Annotated in this window: 22 protein-coding genes and 1 riboswitch; of the genes, 16 read left to right on the forward strand and 6 right to left on the reverse strand. The window is 61.0% G+C overall.

The window, feature by feature from the left end; genetic code table 11:
- Positions 1 to 2 precede the first annotated feature (2 nt).
- From ACF8MC_RS11820 to gutQ, 12 genes are all read left to right on the forward strand, one after another.
- Positions 3 to 1,508: a mannitol dehydrogenase family protein gene (locus tag ACF8MC_RS11820; RefSeq protein ID WP_049213346.1), complete on the forward strand. Its 1,506-nt coding sequence runs from the start codon at positions 3 to 5 to the stop codon at positions 1,506 to 1,508.
- Positions 1,489 to 2,820, forward strand: coding sequence for an MFS transporter (locus ACF8MC_RS11825; protein ID WP_033654553.1), 1,332 nt, complete (start codon positions 1,489 to 1,491; stop codon positions 2,818 to 2,820). The genes ACF8MC_RS11820 and ACF8MC_RS11825 overlap by 20 nt, the downstream gene beginning before the upstream one ends.
- Before the next feature lie 98 nt (positions 2,821 to 2,918).
- The gene (locus ACF8MC_RS11830) at positions 2,919 to 3,605 is read left to right on the forward strand and encodes a GntR family transcriptional regulator (RefSeq protein ID WP_033635552.1); all 687 of its coding nucleotides are present in this window, start codon (positions 2,919 to 2,921) and stop codon (positions 3,603 to 3,605) included.
- A 206-nt stretch (positions 3,606 to 3,811) separates the two neighbouring features.
- On the forward strand, positions 3,812 to 4,861 hold the full coding sequence (gene fbaB, locus ACF8MC_RS11835; protein ID WP_033635553.1) for a class I fructose-bisphosphate aldolase: 1,050 nt from the start codon (positions 3,812 to 3,814) through the stop codon (positions 4,859 to 4,861).
- Between the two features lie 337 nt (positions 4,862 to 5,198).
- Entirely contained in the window at positions 5,199 to 5,726 is a 528-nt protein-coding gene (locus tag ACF8MC_RS11840; protein WP_164105161.1) for a hypothetical protein, read from the forward strand.
- A 258-nt stretch (positions 5,727 to 5,984) separates the two neighbouring features.
- Positions 5,985 to 6,533 carry a PTS glucitol/sorbitol transporter subunit IIC gene (locus ACF8MC_RS11845; RefSeq protein WP_004941528.1) on the forward strand — a complete coding sequence of 183 codons (549 nt, stop codon included), beginning with the start codon at positions 5,985 to 5,987 and terminating at the stop codon, positions 6,531 to 6,533.
- Positions 6,534 to 6,548: 15 nt separating this feature from the next.
- Entirely contained in the window at positions 6,549 to 7,529 is a 981-nt protein-coding gene (locus ACF8MC_RS11850; protein ID WP_130018152.1) for a PTS glucitol/sorbitol transporter subunit IIB, read from the forward strand.
- Between the two features lie 22 nt (positions 7,530 to 7,551).
- A complete protein-coding gene (gene srlB, locus ACF8MC_RS11855; protein WP_164105160.1) occupies positions 7,552 to 7,914 on the forward strand; it encodes a PTS glucitol/sorbitol transporter subunit IIA in 363 nt (120 codons plus the stop codon).
- 10 nt (positions 7,915 to 7,924) lie between these two features.
- Positions 7,925 to 8,704 (forward strand): sorbitol-6-phosphate dehydrogenase, encoded by a 780-nt coding sequence (gene srlD / locus ACF8MC_RS11860; protein ID WP_041036296.1) that lies wholly within the window; start codon positions 7,925 to 7,927, stop codon positions 8,702 to 8,704.
- Between the two features lie 46 nt (positions 8,705 to 8,750).
- Positions 8,751 to 9,113 carry a transcriptional regulator GutM gene (gene gutM, locus ACF8MC_RS11865; RefSeq protein WP_060436621.1) on the forward strand — a complete coding sequence of 121 codons (363 nt, stop codon included), beginning with the start codon at positions 8,751 to 8,753 and terminating at the stop codon, positions 9,111 to 9,113.
- An 83-nt stretch (positions 9,114 to 9,196) separates the two neighbouring features.
- On the forward strand, positions 9,197 to 9,970 hold the full coding sequence (locus ACF8MC_RS11870) for a DNA-binding transcriptional repressor (RefSeq protein WP_033635559.1): 774 nt from the start codon (positions 9,197 to 9,199) through the stop codon (positions 9,968 to 9,970).
- Positions 9,963 to 10,934, forward strand: a complete 972-nt coding sequence (gutQ, locus tag ACF8MC_RS11875; protein WP_060443644.1) for an arabinose-5-phosphate isomerase GutQ — start codon at positions 9,963 to 9,965, stop codon at positions 10,932 to 10,934. The genes ACF8MC_RS11870 and gutQ overlap by 8 nt, the downstream gene beginning before the upstream one ends.
- A gap of 39 nt (positions 10,935 to 10,973) precedes the next feature.
- On the opposite strand, the gene ACF8MC_RS11880 is transcribed toward gutQ, so the two are convergent.
- The 3 genes from ACF8MC_RS11880 to thiM form a co-directional block, all read right to left on the reverse strand.
- A complete protein-coding gene (locus tag ACF8MC_RS11880) occupies positions 10,974 to 11,432 on the reverse strand; it encodes an inhibitor of vertebrate lysozyme family protein (RefSeq protein WP_033648850.1) in 459 nt (152 codons plus the stop codon).
- An 84-nt stretch (positions 11,433 to 11,516) separates the two neighbouring features.
- Positions 11,517 to 12,317, reverse strand: coding sequence for a bifunctional hydroxymethylpyrimidine kinase/phosphomethylpyrimidine kinase (gene thiD / locus ACF8MC_RS11885; RefSeq protein ID WP_033648851.1), 801 nt, complete (start codon positions 12,315 to 12,317; stop codon positions 11,517 to 11,519).
- Positions 12,317 to 13,108, reverse strand: a complete 792-nt coding sequence (gene thiM / locus ACF8MC_RS11890; protein WP_049213344.1) for a hydroxyethylthiazole kinase — start codon at positions 13,106 to 13,108, stop codon at positions 12,317 to 12,319. Before thiM ends, thiD begins: the two co-directional genes overlap by 1 nt.
- A gap of 35 nt (positions 13,109 to 13,143) precedes the next feature.
- Positions 13,144 to 13,240: riboswitch (TPP riboswitch) on the reverse strand.
- Positions 13,241 to 13,381: 141 nt separating this feature from the next.
- Between thiM and ACF8MC_RS11895 the strand changes: the two genes are divergently transcribed.
- A complete protein-coding gene (locus ACF8MC_RS11895) occupies positions 13,382 to 13,807 on the forward strand; it encodes a GNAT family N-acetyltransferase (protein WP_164105159.1) in 426 nt (141 codons plus the stop codon).
- A 101-nt stretch (positions 13,808 to 13,908) separates the two neighbouring features.
- Positions 13,909 to 14,589 carry a methyltransferase gene (locus ACF8MC_RS11900; protein WP_049234939.1) on the forward strand — a complete coding sequence of 227 codons (681 nt, stop codon included), beginning with the start codon at positions 13,909 to 13,911 and terminating at the stop codon, positions 14,587 to 14,589.
- On the opposite strand, the gene ACF8MC_RS11905 is transcribed toward ACF8MC_RS11900, so the two are convergent.
- Complete coding sequence (locus ACF8MC_RS11905) at positions 14,566 to 15,795, reverse strand: MFS transporter (RefSeq protein ID WP_164105158.1); 1,230 nt, start codon at positions 15,793 to 15,795, stop codon at positions 14,566 to 14,568. The genes ACF8MC_RS11900 and ACF8MC_RS11905 overlap by 24 nt on opposite strands.
- A 95-nt stretch (positions 15,796 to 15,890) precedes the next feature.
- Here ACF8MC_RS11905 and ACF8MC_RS11910 point away from each other — a divergent pair, with 95 nt between their 5' ends.
- Both ACF8MC_RS11910 and rluF read left to right on the forward strand, forming a co-directional pair.
- Complete coding sequence (locus tag ACF8MC_RS11910; RefSeq protein ID WP_025303888.1) at positions 15,891 to 16,331, forward strand: helix-turn-helix domain-containing protein; 441 nt, start codon at positions 15,891 to 15,893, stop codon at positions 16,329 to 16,331.
- A gap of 105 nt (positions 16,332 to 16,436) precedes the next feature.
- Positions 16,437 to 17,306 (forward strand): 23S rRNA pseudouridine(2604) synthase RluF, encoded by an 870-nt coding sequence (gene rluF, locus ACF8MC_RS11915; RefSeq protein ID WP_039568501.1) that lies wholly within the window; start codon positions 16,437 to 16,439, stop codon positions 17,304 to 17,306.
- 116 nt (positions 17,307 to 17,422) lie between these two features.
- Here rluF and ACF8MC_RS11920 read toward each other — a convergent pair whose 3' ends face one another.
- Positions 17,423 to 17,875, reverse strand: coding sequence for a DUF943 family protein (locus ACF8MC_RS11920; RefSeq protein ID WP_164105157.1), 453 nt, complete (start codon positions 17,873 to 17,875; stop codon positions 17,423 to 17,425).
- Entirely contained in the window at positions 17,868 to 18,671 is an 804-nt protein-coding gene (locus ACF8MC_RS11925) for a DUF3289 family protein (RefSeq protein WP_033655342.1), read from the reverse strand. Before ACF8MC_RS11925 ends, ACF8MC_RS11920 begins: the two co-directional genes overlap by 8 nt.
- Positions 18,672 to 18,763: the final 92 nt, after the last annotated feature.

Consider the following 18,763-nt stretch of genomic DNA (forward strand, 5'->3'; position numbering starts at 1 on the left):
ACATGAGACTTTCCGACCACAGCGCGCTGCCGGCCGCCGTTCTCCGGCCCGGCTACGCACGTGAGCGAGTGAAACCGCGCATGGTGCATATCGGCTTCGGCGCGTTTCACCGCGCGCACCAGGCGATGTACGCCGACAGGCTGGCCAGCGAGCACGGCAGCGACTGGGGCTACTGCGAAATCAGCATGCAGCACGGCCGGCAAAAGATCGCCGACCTGCAGCAACAGGATCTGCTGTTCTCGGTGGCGGAGATGGACGACGACGGCTTGCGGGGCCGGGTCATCGGCGTGGTGCGCCAGGCGCTGCACCTGCAAACCGACGGGCTGGCGGCGGTGCTGGCGGCCCTGACGCAGCCTGAGATCGCTATCGTCTCGCTGACCATCAGCGAAAAGGGCTATTGCCACCAGCCCGCCAGCGGCCGGCTGATGACGGAACACCCGGCGATCGCGCATGATATCGCCCACCCGGCACGGCCACAGTCGGCGCCGGGGCTGCTGTTGGCGGCGCTGCGCCTGCGCCGCGAACGCGGGCTGCCGCCGTTCGCCGTGATGTCCTGCGACAATATGCCGGCCAACGGCCGGGTCACGCGCCAGGTGCTGCTCGACCTGGCGCAGCGGCAGGATCCGGCGCTGGCCGACTGGGTGCGTCAAGCGGTCGCCTTCCCTTCCACCATGGTGGATCGCATCGTGCCGGCGATGACGCAGGAAGCCCGCGGGCAGCTGTTTGCCTGCCTGGGCGGCGTCGAGGATGAGGTCGGCGTGGCCTGCGAGCCGTTCAGCCAGTGGGTCATTGAGGATCGCTTTCCCCAGGGGCGCCCAGCCTGGGAAAAGGTCGGCGCCGAGCTGGTGAGCGACGTGCTGCCGTACGAGGAGATGAAGCTGCGCATGCTGAACGGCAGCCATTCGTTCCTCGCCTACCTCGGCTATTTGGCCGGTTATCAGCACATCGGCGACTGCATGCAGGACGCGGATTTTGTCCGCGCCGCCCGTCACCTAATGCTGGCGGAACAGGCACCGACCCTGCAGGTGCCGAACGTCGATTTGGCGCAGTATGCCGACTCGCTGCTGCGGCGTTTCCGCAACCGCGCGCTGAAGCACCGCACCGCACAGATCGCCGTGGACGGCACGCAAAAGCTGCCGCAGCGGCTGCTGGACGCGATCCGCTGGCATCTGGCGCATGGCAGCCGCTTCGACTGCCTGGCGCTGGGCGTCGCCGGCTGGATGCGCTACGTCGGCGGCCGCGATGAGCAAGGCGCGCCGATCGACATCAGCGATCCGCTGCGCGACCCCATCGCCGCGTTGGTCGCCGGCAGCGAGGAAGGCCGGCCCCGCGTCCTGGCGCTGCTGCAGCTCGACAGCGTCTTCGGCCAGGATCTGCCCGACTCGCCTGACTTCGTCCGCGCCGTCAGCCACGCTTATCATCAACTGCTGAGCCTGGGGGCCAAAGCCGCCGTCGCCGCTCTGCCGCTTACCGACCGGGAGGTTTCCGATGACCGTCACCACGCATAACGCCGTCAATACCGGCAATCAACCGCTGCTGCGGCGCGTCGCCAGCGCTTCGGCCATCGGCACCGCCGCCGAGTATTATGATTTCTTCGCCTACGGCACCGCCGCGGTGCTGTTCTTCGGCCAGCTGTTTTTCCCCAGCGCCGATCCGCTGATCAGCACGCTGGCGGCCTTCGCCACCTACGCGGTCGGTTTCCTGGCGCGCCCGCTGGGCGGCATCGTGTTCGGCCACATCGGCGACAAGGTCGGCCGCAAGAAGGCGCTGGTGATCACCATCCTGATCGTCGGCCTCGGCACCTTCTGCATCGGCCTGCTGCCCACCTATGAGCAGATCGGCATCTGGGCGCCGCTCGCGCTGATCTTTATCCGCGTGCTGCAGGGCTTCGGCGTCGGCGGCGAACAGGCCGGCGCGGTGCTGATGACCGCCGAATACGCGCCGCCGCCGCGGCGCGGCTTCTACGCCAGCTGGGTACAGATCGGCGCGCCCGCCGGTTTCCTGCTGCCATCGGGGCTGTTCGCGCTGCTGACCGCCGTGCTGTCGCCGGCGCAGATGCTGGACTGGGGCTGGCGCATTCCGTTCCTGCTCAGCCTGCTGCTGGTGATCGTCGGGCTGTTTATTCGCCTGAAGATCGACGAGTCGCCGGTGTTTACCCAGATCCGTGCCACCAAGGCGGTGGAGAGCCGGCCGGTGGTGGAAGTAGCCCGCCGCTATCCCGGCCTTATCGGCAAAGGGGTGTGCGCCAAGCTGATTGAAGCCTGCGCCTTCGCCATGTTCACGGTGATCGTGCTGGCCTACGGCAAGGCCAATCATCTCAACGAAAGCATTCTGCTGGAGGCGATGATCGTGGCGGTGCTGCTGGAGATTTTCGCCATTCCGCTGATGGGCCGCCTCTCCGATCGGGTTGGGCGAAAACCGGTATACATCGCCGGCGCGCTGCTGCAGGTGGCGTGCATTGTGCCGTTCTTTATGGCGATCAACCTCGATAATTTCTGGGTGACGCAGATCGCCATGATCGTGGTGCTGACCTTCGGCCACAGTATGTGCTACGCGCCGCAGGCCTCCTACTTCCCGGAGCTGTTCCCCACCCGCGTGCGCTGCAGCGGCATCGCGCTGATCTGGCAGATCGGCTCGCTGATCGGCAGCGGCATTCTCGGGCTGTTGGCGGTGAAGATCCTGCAGGTGACCGGCGGCCACTACTACGGGCTGGCGGGTTACATGATGGTGCTGGGCGTGGTGTCGGCCATCGGCCTGAGCCTGATGCCGGAAACCGCGCCAGGGCGGCGCAAGCAGGAATATCAGGATTGGCATCACTGAGTTACCCTGCCCGGCGGGTGGATTTATCCACCCGCCCTCAACCAATAATCTGCTAGTATGGTGGCATTCGAATTCCAGCCAGATGCCTGATTGTCGCCATGTCTGAAACGTACAGTCTCACCAACAACGTCCCGGTCAACCAACAGATCTATCGCTTCCTGCGCAAGGATATCGTCGACTGCACCATCCCCCCCGGCACCCTGTTGTCCGAGAAAGAGATTTCTACGCGCTTTTGCGTTTCGCGCCAGCCGGTGCGCGAAGCTTTCATCAAGCTGGCGGAGGCCGGCCTGGTGCAGATCCTGCCGCAGCGCGGCACTTTTGTGATGAAAATCTCCGCCAAGCGCGTGGCCGACGGGCGCTTTATCCGCCAGGCGGTGGAATGCGCCATCGTGCGCCGCGCGGCCGAGCGCGCCACCCCGGCGCAGCTGATGACGCTGGAGCATAACCTGCACCGCCAGGCGCTGGCGGCGCAGAACGGGCAAACGCGCGAGTTTCTGGCGCTGGACGACGAATTCCACCAGCTGCTGACCCAGTTCGCCGACTGCCCGCTGGCGTGGGAGACCATCGAAACCATCAAGGCCACCATGGATCGAGTGCGTTTCCTCAGCCTGAGCGAAGTCTCGCCGCCGGAGAGCCTGATCAAGCAGCACTACCGCATCTACGAGGCGCTGAAAGCGCGCGATGCCGAGGCGGCGGAGCGCGCCATCCACGATCACCTGCAGGAGATGATCTACTCCATCACCCCGATTGCCCAGCAGAACACCGAGTGGTTCGAGATCGAATAATCAATCGTTTAGCGCGCCGGGGGCGATCGTCCCCGCGTATTTGGCCTCGCAAATGGCATTTCCTCTCAATCGCATCTATTGTTTGTCCTTGCCGGATCCAGTTCGGTAGTATCGCTTTACAGCTTCAATCACCGCTTTTTTACTGCGCCGGTGGTCAAAAACCCTTGCATTGCCGGTGTATGAAGAAGCTTAATCGGGAGTGAATCATGACTGATATTGTGCAGTTGCTAGGAAAGGAAGCGGAAGATCTGCTGCAACACCGCTGTACCACTATCCCCGCCGAGAATCTCTACCTGCCGGGCGACGACTTCGTCGACCGCGTAATGATCGATAACAACCGTCCCAACAGCGTGCTGCGTTCGATGCAAACCCTGTTCAACCACGGCCGCCTGGCCGGCACCGGCTACCTGTCGATCCTGCCGGTCGATCAGGGCATCGAGCACTCCGCCGCCGCCTCGTTCGCCGCCAACCCGCTGTATTTCGATCCGAAGAACATCGTCGAGCTGGCGATTGAAGCCGGCTGTAACTGCGTCGCTTCCACCTACGGCGTGCTGGCGTCGGTATCGCGCCGCTACGCGCATAAAATTCCGTTCCTGGTCAAACTCAACCACAACGAAACGCTGAGCTACCCGACCCAGTACGACCAGACCCTGTACGCCAGCGTCGAGCAGGCGTTCAACATGGGCGCGGTGGCGGTCGGCGCCACCATTTACTTCGGCTCCGAGCAGTCGCGCCGCCAGATCGAAGAGATCTCGATCGCCTTCGAGCGCGCGCATGAGCTGGGCATGGTCACCGTGTTGTGGGCCTATCTGCGCAACCCGGCATTCAACAAGGACGGCGTGGACTACCACTCCAGCGCCGATCTGACCGGCCAGGCCAACCACATCGCCGCCACCATCGGCGCCGATATCGTCAAACAGAAAATGGCGGAAAACAACGGCGGCTACCGCGCGGTGAAATTCGGCTATACCGACGATCGCGTCTACACCAAGCTGACCACCGATCACCCGATCGATCTGGTGCGCTACCAGTTAGCCAACTGCTACATGGGCCGCGCCGGGCTGATCAACTCCGGCGGCGCCGCCGGTGAGAACGATCTGCAGGAATCGGTGCGCACCGCGGTGATCAACAAACGCGCCGGCGGCATGGGCCTGATCCTGGGGCGCAAGGCGTTCAAGAAATCGATGAAAGACGGCGTGGCGCTGATCAACGCCGTGCAAGACGCCTACCTGGACAAGAAGGTCACCATCGCCTGATGTGACGGACCACCTGTCCCCAAGCCCGGTTCGCCGGGCTTTTTTATGCATCGAGGGAGGTCTTGACAAGGAAATAATGCAACCGAATGTATTTTATGAGCAAAAATAAGAGCTGGTTTTTATTTAATCCCCCTGGGCTTTTTTTATTCCAAATATGCGAAAGAGAACGACATAAATCATTAAAGATTGAAAGTTAACCTTATCAAACTTCAAATTTCCCACCTTTTCCGAAAACACAAAAACTTAGCGCATTAATAATTATTATAGTTCATTGTTATTTATGGACTTTTGACTAAATTTTACGCTAGTTAACCCACATTTTTATGGTGGTGCCATCATGAAAGTCAATATTGTAATCATCTCCCTGCTCATCCTTTCGCTTTCGTCTTGCGCGCTATTTAAATCTCCGGCCTCTAGGCATGAGTTGAAACCTGGAGAAACGTATTGGTTTGACTATGACTCAACAAGAAGCAGCGCCATTTATATTCCCGCAGACTCAAATATCAAGTACTGCGTGGCTCCACCGCCTGATGTCGCGCAGTCCGTTATTGCCGCGCTGAAAGCTGAAATGAGCACGGAACAAATTCAAAAAGTCAGTGGCGATGCAGAGTTCAGCACCGCCGTAGTCGATCTGGCTCGGCGCACGACCACGGTAAATTTTATCCGCGATACGTTGTATCGCGTCTGCGAAGCCAGACTACAAGGCCCGCTCACCCCGACGGAAAAAGAAATTTTCCTGGCCGCGATAGCCGCCGCCAAAGATATGGCAATCGCTGAAAAAGACAAACAAAAGCAAGAACTGGCCCAAACGGCCGAAAGAAACGGTGCTTCCGTAGAGACAATACAAAAGATTCTCGAGCAGTAACAGAAACACGCTAACAACGGCGATTTCCGTATACCCCCTACCCAAAGCCCGGTTCATCGGGCTTTTTTGTGCCCGCGCTCTCCCCCTCATGCCACAGACCTTCTCTTTCTTTCATTTTAAACTTTCGAAATAAAATATTTATCTTTCAAACTGTGATCTATTTAAAACAAATAGCCCAACAAAGTGACTACTGTAAGGCCCATGGTCACAGAGCCGCCGTTCGCTCCAGGCCATATCAGTCCATTACAGGAGAACATAATGATTGAGCTAATCACCCACGGCGCCGAGTGGTTTATCGGCCTGTTTCAGAAAGGCGGTGAAGTGTTTGTCGGCATGGTGACCGGCATTTTACCTTTGTTGATCAGCCTGTTGGTTATCATGAACGCACTGATCAAATTTGTTGGCCAGGAACGTATCGAACGATTGGCGCAGCGCTGCGCGGGCAACCCCGTGTCGCGTTATCTGCTGCTGCCGCTGATCGGCACCTTTGTCTTCTGCAACCCGATGACCCTCAGCCTGGGGCGCTTCATGCCGGAGAAATACAAGCCGAGCTACTACGCGGCGGCCTCCTACAGCTGCCACTCGATGAACGGCCTGTTCCCGCACATCAATCCGGGCGAACTGTTCGTTTACCTCGGCATCGCCAGCGGCCTGACCACCCTCGGCCTGCCGCTCGGCCCGCTGGCGGTGAGTTATTTCCTGGTGGGGCTGTTCACCAACTTCTTCCGCGGCTGGGTCACCGATCTCACCACCAGCCTGTTCGAACGCAAGATGGGCATCCGTCTGGATCGCCAGGTGCAACTTTAATTCGTGGAGTGCAGCATGAGTGCTTATATTCGTATTGAAAAAGGCGCCAGCGGCTGGGGCGGCCCCCTGGAGCTGCCGATAGAGCCCGGCAAGAAAGTGGTGTACATCACCGCCGGCACCCGACCTTCGATCGTCGATCGCCTCAGCGAATTGACCGGCTGGCCGGCCGTCGACGGCTTCAAAGAAGGTGAACCGCCGGCGGAAGAGATCGGGGTGGCGGTGATCGACTGCGGCGGCACCCTGCGCTGCGGCCTGTATCCGAAACGCCGCATTCCGACGGTCAACATCCACGCCACCGGCCAGTCCGGCCCGCTGGCGCAGTTTATCCTCGAAGACATCTATGTCTCCGGCGTGCGCGACCACAACATCAGCCGAATCGAAGCGGCAGATAGCCAACCCGTCGCCACCGTTGCAGCGCCGCCCAAGGCGCGCGACTACGACACCAGCAAGAAGATCACCGAGCAAAGCGACGGGCTGCTGGCGAAGGTCGGCATGGGCATGGGATCGGTGGTGGCGGTGTTCTTCCAGGCCGGGCGCGACACCATCGACACCGTGCTGAAGACCATCCTGCCGTTTATGGCGTTCGTCTCGGCCTTGATCGGCATCATCATGGCCTCCGGCCTCGGGGACTTTATCGCTCACGGCCTGACGCCGCTGGCCAACAGCCCGATCGGCCTGGTGACGCTGGCGTTGATCTGCTCATTCCCGCTGCTGTCGCCGTTCCTCGGCCCCGGCGCGGTCATCGCCCAGGTGATCGGCGTGCTGGTCGGGGTGCAGATCGGCCTCGGCCATATTCCGCCGCAGCTGGCGCTGCCCGCGCTGTTCGCCATCAACGCGCAGGCCGCCTGCGACTTCATTCCGGTCGGCCTGTCGCTGGCAGAAGCCAAGCAGGACACCGTGCGGGTCGGCGTGCCTTCGGTGCTGGTCGGCCGCTTCCTGACCGGCGCGCCGACGGTGTTGATCGCCTGGGCCGCCTCGGCCTTCATTTATCAATAAGCTGATTTCCAGGGAGACGTTTATGCACACCATTTTTCACACCACCATCACGCAGATCGGTGGCTGCGCCCGCGACGCGTTGCTGGACAACATGCTGATCACCTTCCGTGAAGGCGCCCCAGCGGATATCGAAGAGTTCTGCTTCATCCACCGCCACGGCGCGACCGCCGGCGAGCTGCAGGTCGGCGGCGTGATGGAACTGGCGCAGCGGCGCTACGCCATCACCGCCGTCGGCAGCGTCGCCACGCAGAATCTGCGCGAGCTGGGCCACATCACCGTGCGCTTCAACGGCGAAGCCGAAGCCGAATTCCCCGGCTCGATCCACGTATCCGGCCCTACGCCGACCGATATCCCGTTGGGCAGCACGCTGTCATTTATCGCATAAGGAGTAGACCATGTCTGAAGTAGCTGTAGTGATTGGCGGCGGCCAAACGTTAGGCGCCTTTTTGTCCCACGGGCTGGCGCAGGCCGGTTATCGGGTGGCGGTGGCCGATCTGAACGCCGACAATGCCAATCAGGTGGCACAGCAGATCAACGAAGCGTTTGGCGCAGGCAGCGCCTGTGGTTTTCAGGCCGACGCCACCGACGAGCAGAGCGTGATGGCGCTGGCGGCGGCGGTTGACCGGGCGTTCGGCCAGGCCAACCTGCTGGTGTACAGCGCCGGCATCGCCAAGGCGGCACCGATCACCGATTTTCCGCTGGGCGACTTCGATCGCTCGCTGCAGGTGAACCTGGTGGGTTATTTCCTCTGCGCCCGCGAGTTCTCGCGCCTGATGATCCGCGACGGCATCGCCGGGCGCATCATTCAGATCAACTCCAAGTCCGGCAAGGTCGGCAGCAAGCACAACTCCGGCTACAGCGCCGCCAAGTTCGGCGGCGTGGGGCTGACGCAGTCGCTGGCGCTCGATCTGGCGGAGTACGGCATTACCGTGCATTCGCTGATGCTCGGCAACCTGCTGAAGTCGCCGATGTTCCAGTCGCTGCTGCCGCAGTACGCGCAAAAACTGGGCATCGCGCCGGACCAGGTGGAGCAGTACTACATCGACAAGGTGCCGCTGAAGCGCGGCTGCGACTACCAGGACGTGCTGAACACCCTGCTGTTCTACGCCAGCGACAAGGCCTCTTACTGCACCGGCCAATCGATCAATATCACCGGCGGCCAGGTGATGTTCTGACGCCATCGACGCCCCCTTCCGCGCAAGGGGGCCTAAGGAGAACCCCGTGACTCAAGCTCTGATCGCCTTCGCGCTGCTGGCCTGGCTGCTGCAAATCGCCTTTGGCTGGTGGCAACTGCAGCGCTTCAACCGCGCCTTCGACGGCCTGTGCCGGCTGGGCGCCGTCGGCGTCGGCGTCGGCCGTTCCGGCGGCCGTTTCCGCCCGCGAGTGGTGCTGGCGCTGGCCTTCGACGCCGAGCGACGGGTGTGCGGCAGCCTGTTGCTGCGCGGCCTGACCGTTTTCGCCCGGCCCCGCCCGCTGCCTCGATTGCACGGTTTGCATCAGCGGGATTTGCGCCCGGATGTGATCTTCCCCGAGGATCGCGCATGCCAGTCTGCACTATCGTTAGCGATTGAACCCAAATCGTGATATTTTCACATTAAAAGACATTACCTTTCATAGTGAATTATTCAGCGAGGGGAAATGCCCAACTCTTGTGAACGGGAATCGCGATGAAACCAAAGCAGCGGCAGGCCGCTATCCTTGAATATCTGCAGCGGCATGGCAAAACGGCAGTGGATGCCCTGGCCGAGCATTTCTCCACCACCGGCACCACCATCCGCAAGGATCTCACCCTGCTGGAAGAAGAAGGCGAGGTGATCCGCACCTACGGCGGCGTGGTGCTCAGCCGCGACGACGGCGATCAGCCGATCGACCGCAAAACCCATATCAACACCGAGAAAAAACGCCACATCGCCAGCGCCGCCGTGGCGCTGATCGCCGACGGCGACTCACTGATCTTCGACGCCGGCAGCACGGTGCTGCAGATGGTGCCGCACCTGGCGCAGTTCAATAACATCACGGTGATGACCAACAGCCTGACCATCGTCAACGCGCTGGTGGAGCTGGACAACGATCAGACCATCCTGATGCCGGGCGGCACCTACCGCAAAAAATCGGCCTCGTTCCACGGCAGCCTGGCCGAATCGGCGTTTCAGCAGTTCAGCTTCGACAAGCTGTTTATCGGCGCGGACGGCGTCGATCTCAACGCCGGCGTCACCACCTTCAACGAAGTGCACAACGTCAGCAAAGCGATGTGCGAAGCCGCCGGCCGCATTATTCTGTTGGTAGATTCCTCGAAATTCGGCCGCAAGAGCCCGAACGTGGTGTGCGAACTCAGCGCCGTCGACACGTTGATCACCGACCGAGACATCAACCCCGATTACCTCGCCGCGCTGCAGGCGAAAGGCATCAATATCCTTCTGGTAGGAGACCCTGATGAGTAACGCCAACGCCCTGCTCGCCTTCGCCCGCGAAACGCTGGAGATCGAGCTGACCGAAGCGCAACGCCTGCTGGCGCGCCTGGACGACAACTTCGTCTGCGCCTGCGAACTGCTGCTGAACTGCCGTGGCAAAGCGGTGATTTCCGGCATCGGCAAGTCCGGCCATATCGGCAAGAAAATCGCCGCCTCGCTGGCCAGCACCGGCACGCCGTCGTTCTTCGTGCACCCGGCGGAGGCGCTGCACGGCGATCTCGGCATGATCGGCGCCGACGACGTGGTGGTGTTCATCTCCTACTCCGGCCGCGCCAAAGAGCTGGATCTGATCCTGCCGCTGCTGGCGGAGAACGGCATTCCGGTAATCGCCGTCACCGGCGGCAAAGAGTCGCCGCTGGCGCAGGCCGCCGCCTGCGTGCTGGATATCGGCGTCGAGCGCGAAGCCTGCCCGATGGGGCTGGCGCCGACCTCCAGCGCGGTCAACACGCTGATGATGGGTGATGCTCTGGCGATGGCGCTGATGCGCCAGCGCGGTTTCAACGCGGAAGATTTCGCCCGCTCGCACCCGGGCGGCAGCCTGGGGGCGCGCCTGCTGAACCGCGTGCATCACCTGATGCGCACCGGCGATCGCCTGCCGCGCGTGAGCGAAAGCGCCAACGTGATGGAAGCGATGCTGGAGCTGAGCCGCACCGGGCTCGGGTTAGTGGCGGTCTGCGACGCGCAACAACGGGTGGTGGGCGTGTTTACCGACGGCGACCTGCGCCGCTGGCTGGTGAAGGGCAACAGCCTGCAGGATCAGCTCAGCCCGGCGATCACCCGCCCCGGCTATCGGCTGCCGGAGCAGTGGCGCGCCGGCGAGGCGCTGGAAGCGCTGCACGAACAGCACATCAGCGCGGCCCCGGTGGTCGATATGGACGGCGTGCTGGTAGGGGCGCTCAACCTGCACGATCTGCATCAGGCCGGCATCGGCTGATCAACGCCGGGGGCGCCGTCACCGGCGCCCCCGGTCAGATCATTTCCAGTCGGGATTGTTCTCGAACTGCTGCTTCAGCAGCGCTTTCATGTCATCATCCGGCTTGCCGAGCCACTGATACTTGGCGTATTTCTTCGGATGGTCGACGGCTTCCGGCCGGTCTTCCACCGCCACTCGCACGCCCCAGGCCTGGGATTTGTCCGCGCTGAACGCCACGATCAAAAAGTTGTTGCCGCAGTCGTGCGGCTTGCACAGGTTGCCGACCAGATACTCTTTGCCCTTCCAGCTCAGGTTCTGCGCCGGCGTCGAGGTGCCGACGCCCTTACGCGCCCAGCCCGGCATCCGCGCCTGGCCTTTCACCATGTTTTGCCAGCTGGCCTGATACCCCGGCTGCTGAATCAAATCCGACGTGGTGACGATCTGCTGAGCAAAGCTGCCCGCGCTGAAGCTGAGCAGTGCGCCGAAGAGGGCGCAACGCAGCGCCTGGTGTCCCGTCATAGTCCTTCTCCCTAGGTTAAATCAGGTTTCGCCCATAAAACCGGGCCTGAACTAGTCAGACCACGGTTGCGGCAAAAAGTTGACTCACCACCAGGCGTGGAAATGATGCACCGGCCCGATGCCGTGCCCCACTTCCAGCGTGTCCGCCTGTTGCAGCGCTTGTTGCAGGTAGTCCTTGGCGGCGGCTACCGTAGCCGCCCAGTCGGCATGGCGCGGGCGCAGCGCCGCCAGCGCGGCCGAGAGCGTGCAACCGGTGCCGTGGGTGTGGCGGGTGGCGACGCGCGGCGCGGTAAAGCGCTGCTCGCCTTCGGCAGTAAACAGCCAGTCCGGGCTCTCGCTTTCGCTCAGGTGGCCGCCCTTCATCAGCACCGCCCGGCAGCCCATCGCCAGCAGCGCCCGCCCCTGCTCGCGCATCTGCGCTTCATCTTCCGCCGGCGCGCACGCCAGCAGCGCCGCCGCTTCCGGCAGGTTCGGCGTAATGATCGACACCAGCGGCAACAGCTCGCGCCGAATAGACGCCACCGCCTCCGGCGCCAACAACGGATCGCCGCTTTTCGCCAGCATCACGGTGTCCAGCACCACGAACTCCGGCCGGTAATGGCGCAGCCGTTCGGCCACCGCCTGCACAATGTCGGCGTTGGCCAGCATGCCGATCTTGACGCTGTCGATGCGCACGTCGCTGAACACCGAGTCCAGCTGCGCGGCGACGAACGCCGGATCGATGTAATACACCGACTGCACGCCGCGGGTATTCTGCGCCACCAGCGCGGTGATCACCGAGGTGCCGTAGGCGCCGAGCGCCGAGAAAGCCTTCAAATCGGCCTGAATGCCGGCGCCACCGCTGGGATCGGTGCCGGCGATGGTCAGGGCGTTAATGCGTTTCATCACAGATCCTCCCCGCGCAGCTGATACAGGGCATCGAGGAACGCCGGCGTAAAGCTGCCCGGCCCGGTGGCCTGTCTGGCCGCGAGGCCGCCGCAGTGGGACATCACCCGGCAGGCGGTCGCCACGTTGTCTAGGCGATCGCCCGGCAGGGCGCAAAACGCCGCCGCCACCGCCGACAGCGCGCAGCCGGTGCCCACCACCCGCGTCATCAGCGGGGAACCGCCTTCGATCGCCCAATCGCGTTGGCCGTCGGTGACGTAATCCACCGCGCCGGTGACCGCTACCACCGCGCCGCTGCGCTGCGCCAGCTCACGCGCGGCGGGCAAGGCCGCCAGCGAATCGTCGCCGCTGTCCACGCCGCGGCCGCTGGCCAGCAACCCGCTGAGCGCCATGATTTCCGAGGCGTTGCCGCGTATCGCCGCCGGTTTCTCGTCCAGCAGCTGTTTGGCGAAGGCGGTGCGGTAGGAGAGCGCGCCGACCGCCACCGGATCCAGCGTCCAGGGCTTGCCGGCCCGATTGGCGGCGGCCACCGCCGCCCGCATCGATTCGGCGCGCAGCGCATTGAGGGTACCGACGTTGATCAGCAGGCCGTCGGCCAGCGCGCTGAACTGCGCCGCCTCTTGCGGCTCCACCACCATCGCCGGGGAGGCGCCGAGCGCCAATAGCACGTTGGCGGTCAGCGATTGCACCACTTCGTTGGTCAGGCAGTGGATCAGCGGAGGCCGCTGTTGGAATTGGGTCAGACAGGCCGCGGCGCGCGCGCCGGGTAGTGCATCAGGTCGAGCGATCATATTCCTCCCAACCGGCGTTCAAGAAGGCGGCGCCGGCTGGGCGGCCGTGACTTCCCTACGCTGGCATTATCCAGATCAGGTAATACGGGTATTTCTCAGCCTTCACGTAGAAGGGCACCCCGAGTCATGAAAATCAATAGGTTGTGATCAACGTTGCGTTAATCCCTGCAGGGGATCATGCCAGCGGCGGCGCGGACAAACAAGCGAATAAATTGCCCGGCGGGCATACGCCACGCAATGCGCTATAGTGAGCACAAACCACCGGGAGATGCCATGCAGATAAGACCCTACCAAGAAACCGATCGCCCCTTCCTGCGCACGCTGTACCTGGCGTCGCGCAAGGCGGCGTTCGGCTGGCGCGATACCTCAAACTATCAGTTGGAAGATTTCGACGGCGCGACGCTGGGCGAAGCGATTTGGGTGGCGGAAGACGGCGGCACGCTGCTGGGATTCGTCTCCATCTACCGCGAAGACAACTTCATTCATAACCTGTATGTCGATCCCCATCAGCCGCCGCGCGGCGTCGGCAGTGCGCTGCTGCAGGCGGCGCAAGCCACCTTCACCGCCACCGGCTCGCTGAAATGCCTGGTGAAGAATGAAAAGGCGCTGGCGTTCTACCGCAAACACGGCTGGCGCATCATCTCTACCGGCAACGACGGCGAAGAAGATTATTACCTGCTGCATTCGCCGGCCCGCTAACGCTGCCTTTCCCGTCACAGAACTTATTAATGATAATGGATTTCATTATCACTTAAGCATACCCTTCCTTGTCTCTCTCAATGAACTTTGCAAGGAAGGTTATGCAACACCAAACGGATACTCGCTTCCCCGATGCCGCGGCGGCGGACTACGATCGCCGTATTCTGACCCTGGTGCCCGGCTATCAGTTTGCTCAGGCGCTGCTGACGGCGACGCTCGCGCAGACGCTGCCGAATGACGCCACGCTGTTGCTGGCCGGTTGCGGCACCGGCAGCGAACTGTCGGCACTGGCCGCCGCCAACGCCAGCTGGCGTTTCAGCGCCGTGGAACCCTCCGCCGGCATGCTGGCGGCCGCACGCGCCAAGGCCGAAGCCGCGGGTTATGCACAGCGGGTGAGCTTCCAACCCACCTTGCTGCAACAAGCGCCGCAAACCCGCCACGACGCGGCGGTGTGCTCATTGGTGCTGCACTTTATCGCCGACGATGGCGCCAAACTGGACTTCCTGCAGCAGCTGGCGCAGCGCCTTTCCCCCGCTGCACCGCTGCTGCTGTTCGACTATCAACCGGATGGCCTGCCCGCCAGCCACTACCAACACTGGCTGCAAAGCGCCGGGCATTCGGCGGCGCAGGCGCAGGAGGTGATCGAACGCACCCGCCGCAACTGGCACCCGATGGCGGCGGCGCGCAGCCGTCTTCTTTTGGCGGAAAGCGGCTTCACCGCGCCTCAGCAGTTGTGCGGTGCGCTGGGCTTCCAGCTTTCACTGCTCCACCGCCGCCGTTGAGCCCGGCATGCCGCGCAGCGTCAGCCGCCAAAACAGCAACGCGCTTAGGCTGACGCCCGCCCCCAGCCAGCAGACGCCGCTCCAGCCCGCCCAGGCATACATATGGGTGCCGGCAAAGGCGCCCAGCCCGCTGCCGACGGCATAAAACAGCATGTAGCAGCCCACCAGCCTGCTGTGCGACTGCGGGTGCGCGCGGAAGATCATGCTCTGGTTCAGCACGTGGATCGCCTGGCCCGCCAGATCCAGCAGCACGATGCCCGCCACCAGCCAAACCAGGCCGCTGCCGAGCAAACCGAGCGGCAGCCAGGCCAGCGTCAACAGCAGCAGACACACGCCGCTGGCCGCCTGCCCCAGCCCGCGATCCGCCAGATGCCCGGCGCGCACCGCCGCCAGCGCGCCCACCGCGCCGACCAGGCCGAACGCCCCGACCGCGGCATGGGTGAAGTTGAACGGCGCCTGGCTCAGCGGCAACACCAGCGAACTCCAAAAGAGGCTGAAAGCGCCGAACATCAGCAGCGCCAACATGCCGCGAATTTGCAGCGTGCGGTCATGCAACAGCAGGGTCAGCATTGAACGCAGCAGCGCGGGATAGCTCAGCGTACTGGGAGCGGTGCGCGGCGCAGGTAGCAGGCGCGACAGGATCGGCAGCAATACCAGCGTCACCCCGGCAGAGAAGAAGTACACCGTGCGCCAGCCGCCGACGTCCGCCAGCGCGCCGGACAGGGTGCGCGCCAGCAGCAATCCCAGCACCACTCCGCCCTGCGCCGCGCCGACCACCCGCCCGCGCTCCTGCGGCGCCGCCAGGGCGGCGGCGTAAGCGATTAGCCCCTGCGTCATGGCGGTGCCCAATAAGCCTACCAGCAACATCCCTACCAGCAGCCAGGGCGCGCTGTGCGCCCAGCCCACCAATAGCAGCGCGCCGATCAGCCCCAGTTGTTGCCCCGCCAGCAACCGATGCCGGTTTAGCCGATCCCCGAGCGGCACCACCAACAGCAGCGCCAGCGCGCAGCCCAACTGAGTCACGCTGATCACCATGCCGACCGCCGCCAGGCTGATGGAAAAATCATGGGCGATGGCGTCCAGCAGCGGCTGCGCATAGTAAACGTTGGCCACGCTGAAGGCGCTGGCGGCGGCCAACAGCAGCACCAGAGGGGCCGGCAGGCGCCCCAGCGCCGCACAGGGGGGATCCAGCAGTTTGTCGCTCATCGCACACCTCAATGTGGTTTCATTATTAAACTCAATGAACTTTAGGCGTGGAGGTTTTATAATGCAACCAGAATGTGCAGTTGGAGATAAACGCCGTGAAACGTAAAAGCCTGGAAGACGCGCCGTGCCCGGTGGCGCGCACGCTGGATGTGATTGGCGACTGGTGGTCGCTGCTGATCGTGCGTGACGCCTTCGACGGCGTCACCCGCTTCAGCGAATTTCAAAAAGGGCTGGGGATGGCGAAGAACATCCTTGCCACCCGCCTGCGCGCGCTGGTGACGCACGGTGTGCTGGAAATCGTGCCCGCCGCAGACGGCAGCGCCTATCAGGAATATGTGCTGACCGAGAAAGGCCGCGCGCTGTTTCCGGTGATCGTCGGCCTGCGCCAGTGGGGGGAAGATCATTTGTTCGCAGAGGGAGAAGCGCACTCAACGCTGGTGGAAAGCGACAGCGGCCGCCCCGTCCCGCGCCTGACGCCGATCGGCAGCGCCGGGCAGACGCTCACCCCGCTGAATACCCGGGTGGTGAAGGTATGAATAGTCTCAATAAGGCCTGCGTTACCTTGAGCTATTACATCTATTCTCTAACAGCTTCCGCAATCCCCTGCAGGTAATGTATAGTCCGCGTTTTACGGAGATCCCATGCTGACTAACTCATCCATTCGTCTGAACAAATACATTAGCGAGAGCGGTATCTGCTCACGCCGCGACGCCGATCGATACATCGAACAGGGCAACGTTTTCATCAACGGTAAACGCGCCACCGTTGGCGCTCAGGTATTTGCCGGGGATGTGGTGAAGGTTAACGGTCAGCTGATCGAACCGCGCAATGAAGAAGATCTGGTGCTGATCGCGCTGAACAAGCCGGTCGGCATCGTCACCACCACCGAAGACGGCGAGCGCGACAACATCGCCGACTTCGTCAACCACAGCAAACGCATTTTCCCGATCGGCCGTTTGGACAAGGATTCGCAGGGGCTGATCTTTCTGACCAACCACGGTGACCTGGTCAACAAGATCCTGCGCGCCGGCAACAATCACGAGAAAGAGTATCTGGTGACGGTCAACAAGCCGGTGACCGACGAGTTTATTCGCGGCATGGGCGCCGGCGTGCCGATGCTGGGCACGGTGACCAAAAAGTGCAAGGTAAAGAAAGAGGCGCCGTTCGTGTTCCGCATCACGCTGGTGCAGGGGCTGAACCGCCAGATCCGCCGCATGTGCGAACACTTCGGCTACGAGGTCACCAAGCTGGAACGCACGCGCATCATGAACGTCAGCCTCAAAGGCTTGCCGCTGGGCGAATGGCGCGATCTGAGCGATGACGAGCTGATCGAGCTGTTCAAACTGATTGAAGGCTCTTCATCCGAGGCCAAACCGGCGAAGAAGGCCCCGGCCAAATCCGCCGCGGCGAAAAAACCGAGTGCCGGCGGCCCCAAAAGCGCCGACAAAGCCGCTGCGCCGGCCGGCCGCAAGCGCTTTACCCAGCCAGGGCGCAAGAAAAAAGGGCGTTAAACGCCCTTTTACCCTCGCTCAGCCCGCACTTGCGTGGGCTTGGCGAGGGCGAAAGCCTGAGCACCACTTAGACGAGTCTGATTGAAAGCGAGGAAAAACTCAGAGGGTAAGAGTCACTATTTTTTTAACAGCGTGGTCTTACCGTCAGGCTCTTGAGCGAAAGTCTTCCCATCCAGACTGATAAAAACTCTTTTATTAACATCACCATTAATAATCATCGCTATATCCTTATAGATACATTTATTCTTGGTATCACCCTCGCTAAGACAATGATAGTCATCAATACTTCCATCATTGCTGCCAGTCGGAGCGGCAACATAGCCGTCAAAATTCATTACGGCAACGGTAAAATGATTCTCGTCCTTGATAATATGATACTTATCCTGAAGTTTATCTTTATTATCATTCCACCAAGATATTTTACCTTCCGTGGTCAGCGGAAGGTATTGAACATAAACAGCAGCACTATCAACCCGCACAACATTAGCCGGCCTGACAAGCACCCAAACCAACCAAAGAGCCGCTACGGCGACCAAAGAAAAGAACGCAACCTTTTTTTTGTTAAGCATAGTTTTCACCTGTCACTATTATTTTCGCGCCAAAGTTGGTGAAAAAGGGTCTAAACGCGAACTCTTTATACCTTTGAAGTACAAACCAAATCCTGAAAAACCCAATAGAACTAAACTTTAATTTACTAATATCTTCTTTATCTAACCCAAAATGATCCTGAGCTTTATAGCTAATCACAGCAGTATATTTATTATCTTGAAAAAACAAAGAATCAATACTGATCTCTGTACTATTGACCTCATGTACACTGACTCCCATTCCATTTATGCAGTCTTCCCAGCGAACATACTTTGGCAAACGGCTTTGTGATAACTGAAGAGTAAATGCATCTTTATTCAACTGATATGAGTTAAAATCAAAGGTATCGAGAACACTTTTAATTCGAATTAGCGTACTATTTTCTGATTTATCGCTCAGTATCAGCCTTTTATAGGCCAAGTCCATTTGAACATCTTGAAAGTCAGTTCCGTTATTGTACTGCATATGATTGAAAAGTTTAACTATCAACCCTTGATAAACGCCAGTAAAAGAAAAGTATCTCGATGCAGCTCTCAGCTCATCAAAAAGCATTGCAACCGCCTTTTCTTTTCCAGCTGCCGGAATATTTCGCGTTGCCGGATGGTCATAGGGCGATTTATAAGTACTCCAATCGATAAACGTTGATACTTGCCCCAAACGATATCGTTGCTTAAGTGTACGTTCATCCATATCGCCATATTGCATATCATCAGCAAAACGGTCGTTAAAAGGCTTCTTGCTGGTGAAAATCGTTAACGGCCTTGTCAAGTCACGCATTGGAAAATCAGTCCCTTGCCCATGCTAAGAAGAACATTAATCATACAGGCAATCCCGCCCTGCTCATATCGGGAAATGTCTTAGCGCCCCCT

It is taken from the genome of Serratia sp. LACPHL-BACT-2024-00286 (assembly GCF_043109535.1).
GTDB lineage: Bacteria > Pseudomonadota > Gammaproteobacteria > Enterobacterales > Enterobacteriaceae > Serratia > Serratia sarumanii.

Bases quoted from the DNA above. Each gene is read 5' to 3' on its own strand.
- ACF8MC_RS11820 (WP_049213346.1), top strand. From the start codon at position 3: ATGAGACTTTCCGACCACAGCGCGCTGCCGGCCGCCGTTCTCCGGCCC.
- ACF8MC_RS11825 (WP_033654553.1), top strand. From the start codon at position 1,489: ATGACCGTCACCACGCATAACGCCGTCAATACCGGCAATCAACCGCTG.
- ACF8MC_RS11830 (WP_033635552.1), top strand. From the start codon at position 2,919: ATGTCTGAAACGTACAGTCTCACCAACAACGTCCCGGTCAACCAACAG.
- fbaB (WP_033635553.1), top strand. From the start codon at position 3,812: ATGACTGATATTGTGCAGTTGCTAGGAAAGGAAGCGGAAGATCTGCTG.
- ACF8MC_RS11840 (WP_164105161.1), top strand. From the start codon at position 5,199: ATGAAAGTCAATATTGTAATCATCTCCCTGCTCATCCTTTCGCTTTCG.
- ACF8MC_RS11845 (WP_004941528.1), top strand. From the start codon at position 5,985: ATGATTGAGCTAATCACCCACGGCGCCGAGTGGTTTATCGGCCTGTTT.
- ACF8MC_RS11850 (WP_130018152.1), top strand. From the start codon at position 6,549: ATGAGTGCTTATATTCGTATTGAAAAAGGCGCCAGCGGCTGGGGCGGC.
- srlB (WP_164105160.1), top strand. From the start codon at position 7,552: ATGCACACCATTTTTCACACCACCATCACGCAGATCGGTGGCTGCGCC.
- srlD (WP_041036296.1), top strand. From the start codon at position 7,925: ATGTCTGAAGTAGCTGTAGTGATTGGCGGCGGCCAAACGTTAGGCGCC.
- ACF8MC_RS11870 (WP_033635559.1), top strand. From the start codon at position 9,197: ATGAAACCAAAGCAGCGGCAGGCCGCTATCCTTGAATATCTGCAGCGG.
- gutQ (WP_060443644.1), top strand. From the start codon at position 9,963: ATGAGTAACGCCAACGCCCTGCTCGCCTTCGCCCGCGAAACGCTGGAG.
- ACF8MC_RS11880 (WP_033648850.1), bottom strand. From the start codon at position 11,432: ATGACGGGACACCAGGCGCTGCGTTGCGCCCTCTTCGGCGCACTGCTC.
- thiD (WP_033648851.1), bottom strand. From the start codon at position 12,317: ATGAAACGCATTAACGCCCTGACCATCGCCGGCACCGATCCCAGCGGT.
- thiM (WP_049213344.1), bottom strand. From the start codon at position 13,108: ATGATCGCTCGACCTGATGCACTACCCGGCGCGCGCGCCGCGGCCTGT.
- ACF8MC_RS11895 (WP_164105159.1), top strand. From the start codon at position 13,382: ATGCAGATAAGACCCTACCAAGAAACCGATCGCCCCTTCCTGCGCACG.
- ACF8MC_RS11900 (WP_049234939.1), top strand. From the start codon at position 13,909: ATGCAACACCAAACGGATACTCGCTTCCCCGATGCCGCGGCGGCGGAC.
- ACF8MC_RS11905 (WP_164105158.1), bottom strand. From the start codon at position 15,795: ATGAGCGACAAACTGCTGGATCCCCCCTGTGCGGCGCTGGGGCGCCTG.
- rluF (WP_039568501.1), top strand. From the start codon at position 16,437: ATGCTGACTAACTCATCCATTCGTCTGAACAAATACATTAGCGAGAGC.
- ACF8MC_RS11920 (WP_164105157.1), bottom strand. From the start codon at position 17,875: ATGCTTAACAAAAAAAAGGTTGCGTTCTTTTCTTTGGTCGCCGTAGCG.
- ACF8MC_RS11925 (WP_033655342.1), bottom strand. From the start codon at position 18,671: ATGCGTGACTTGACAAGGCCGTTAACGATTTTCACCAGCAAGAAGCCT.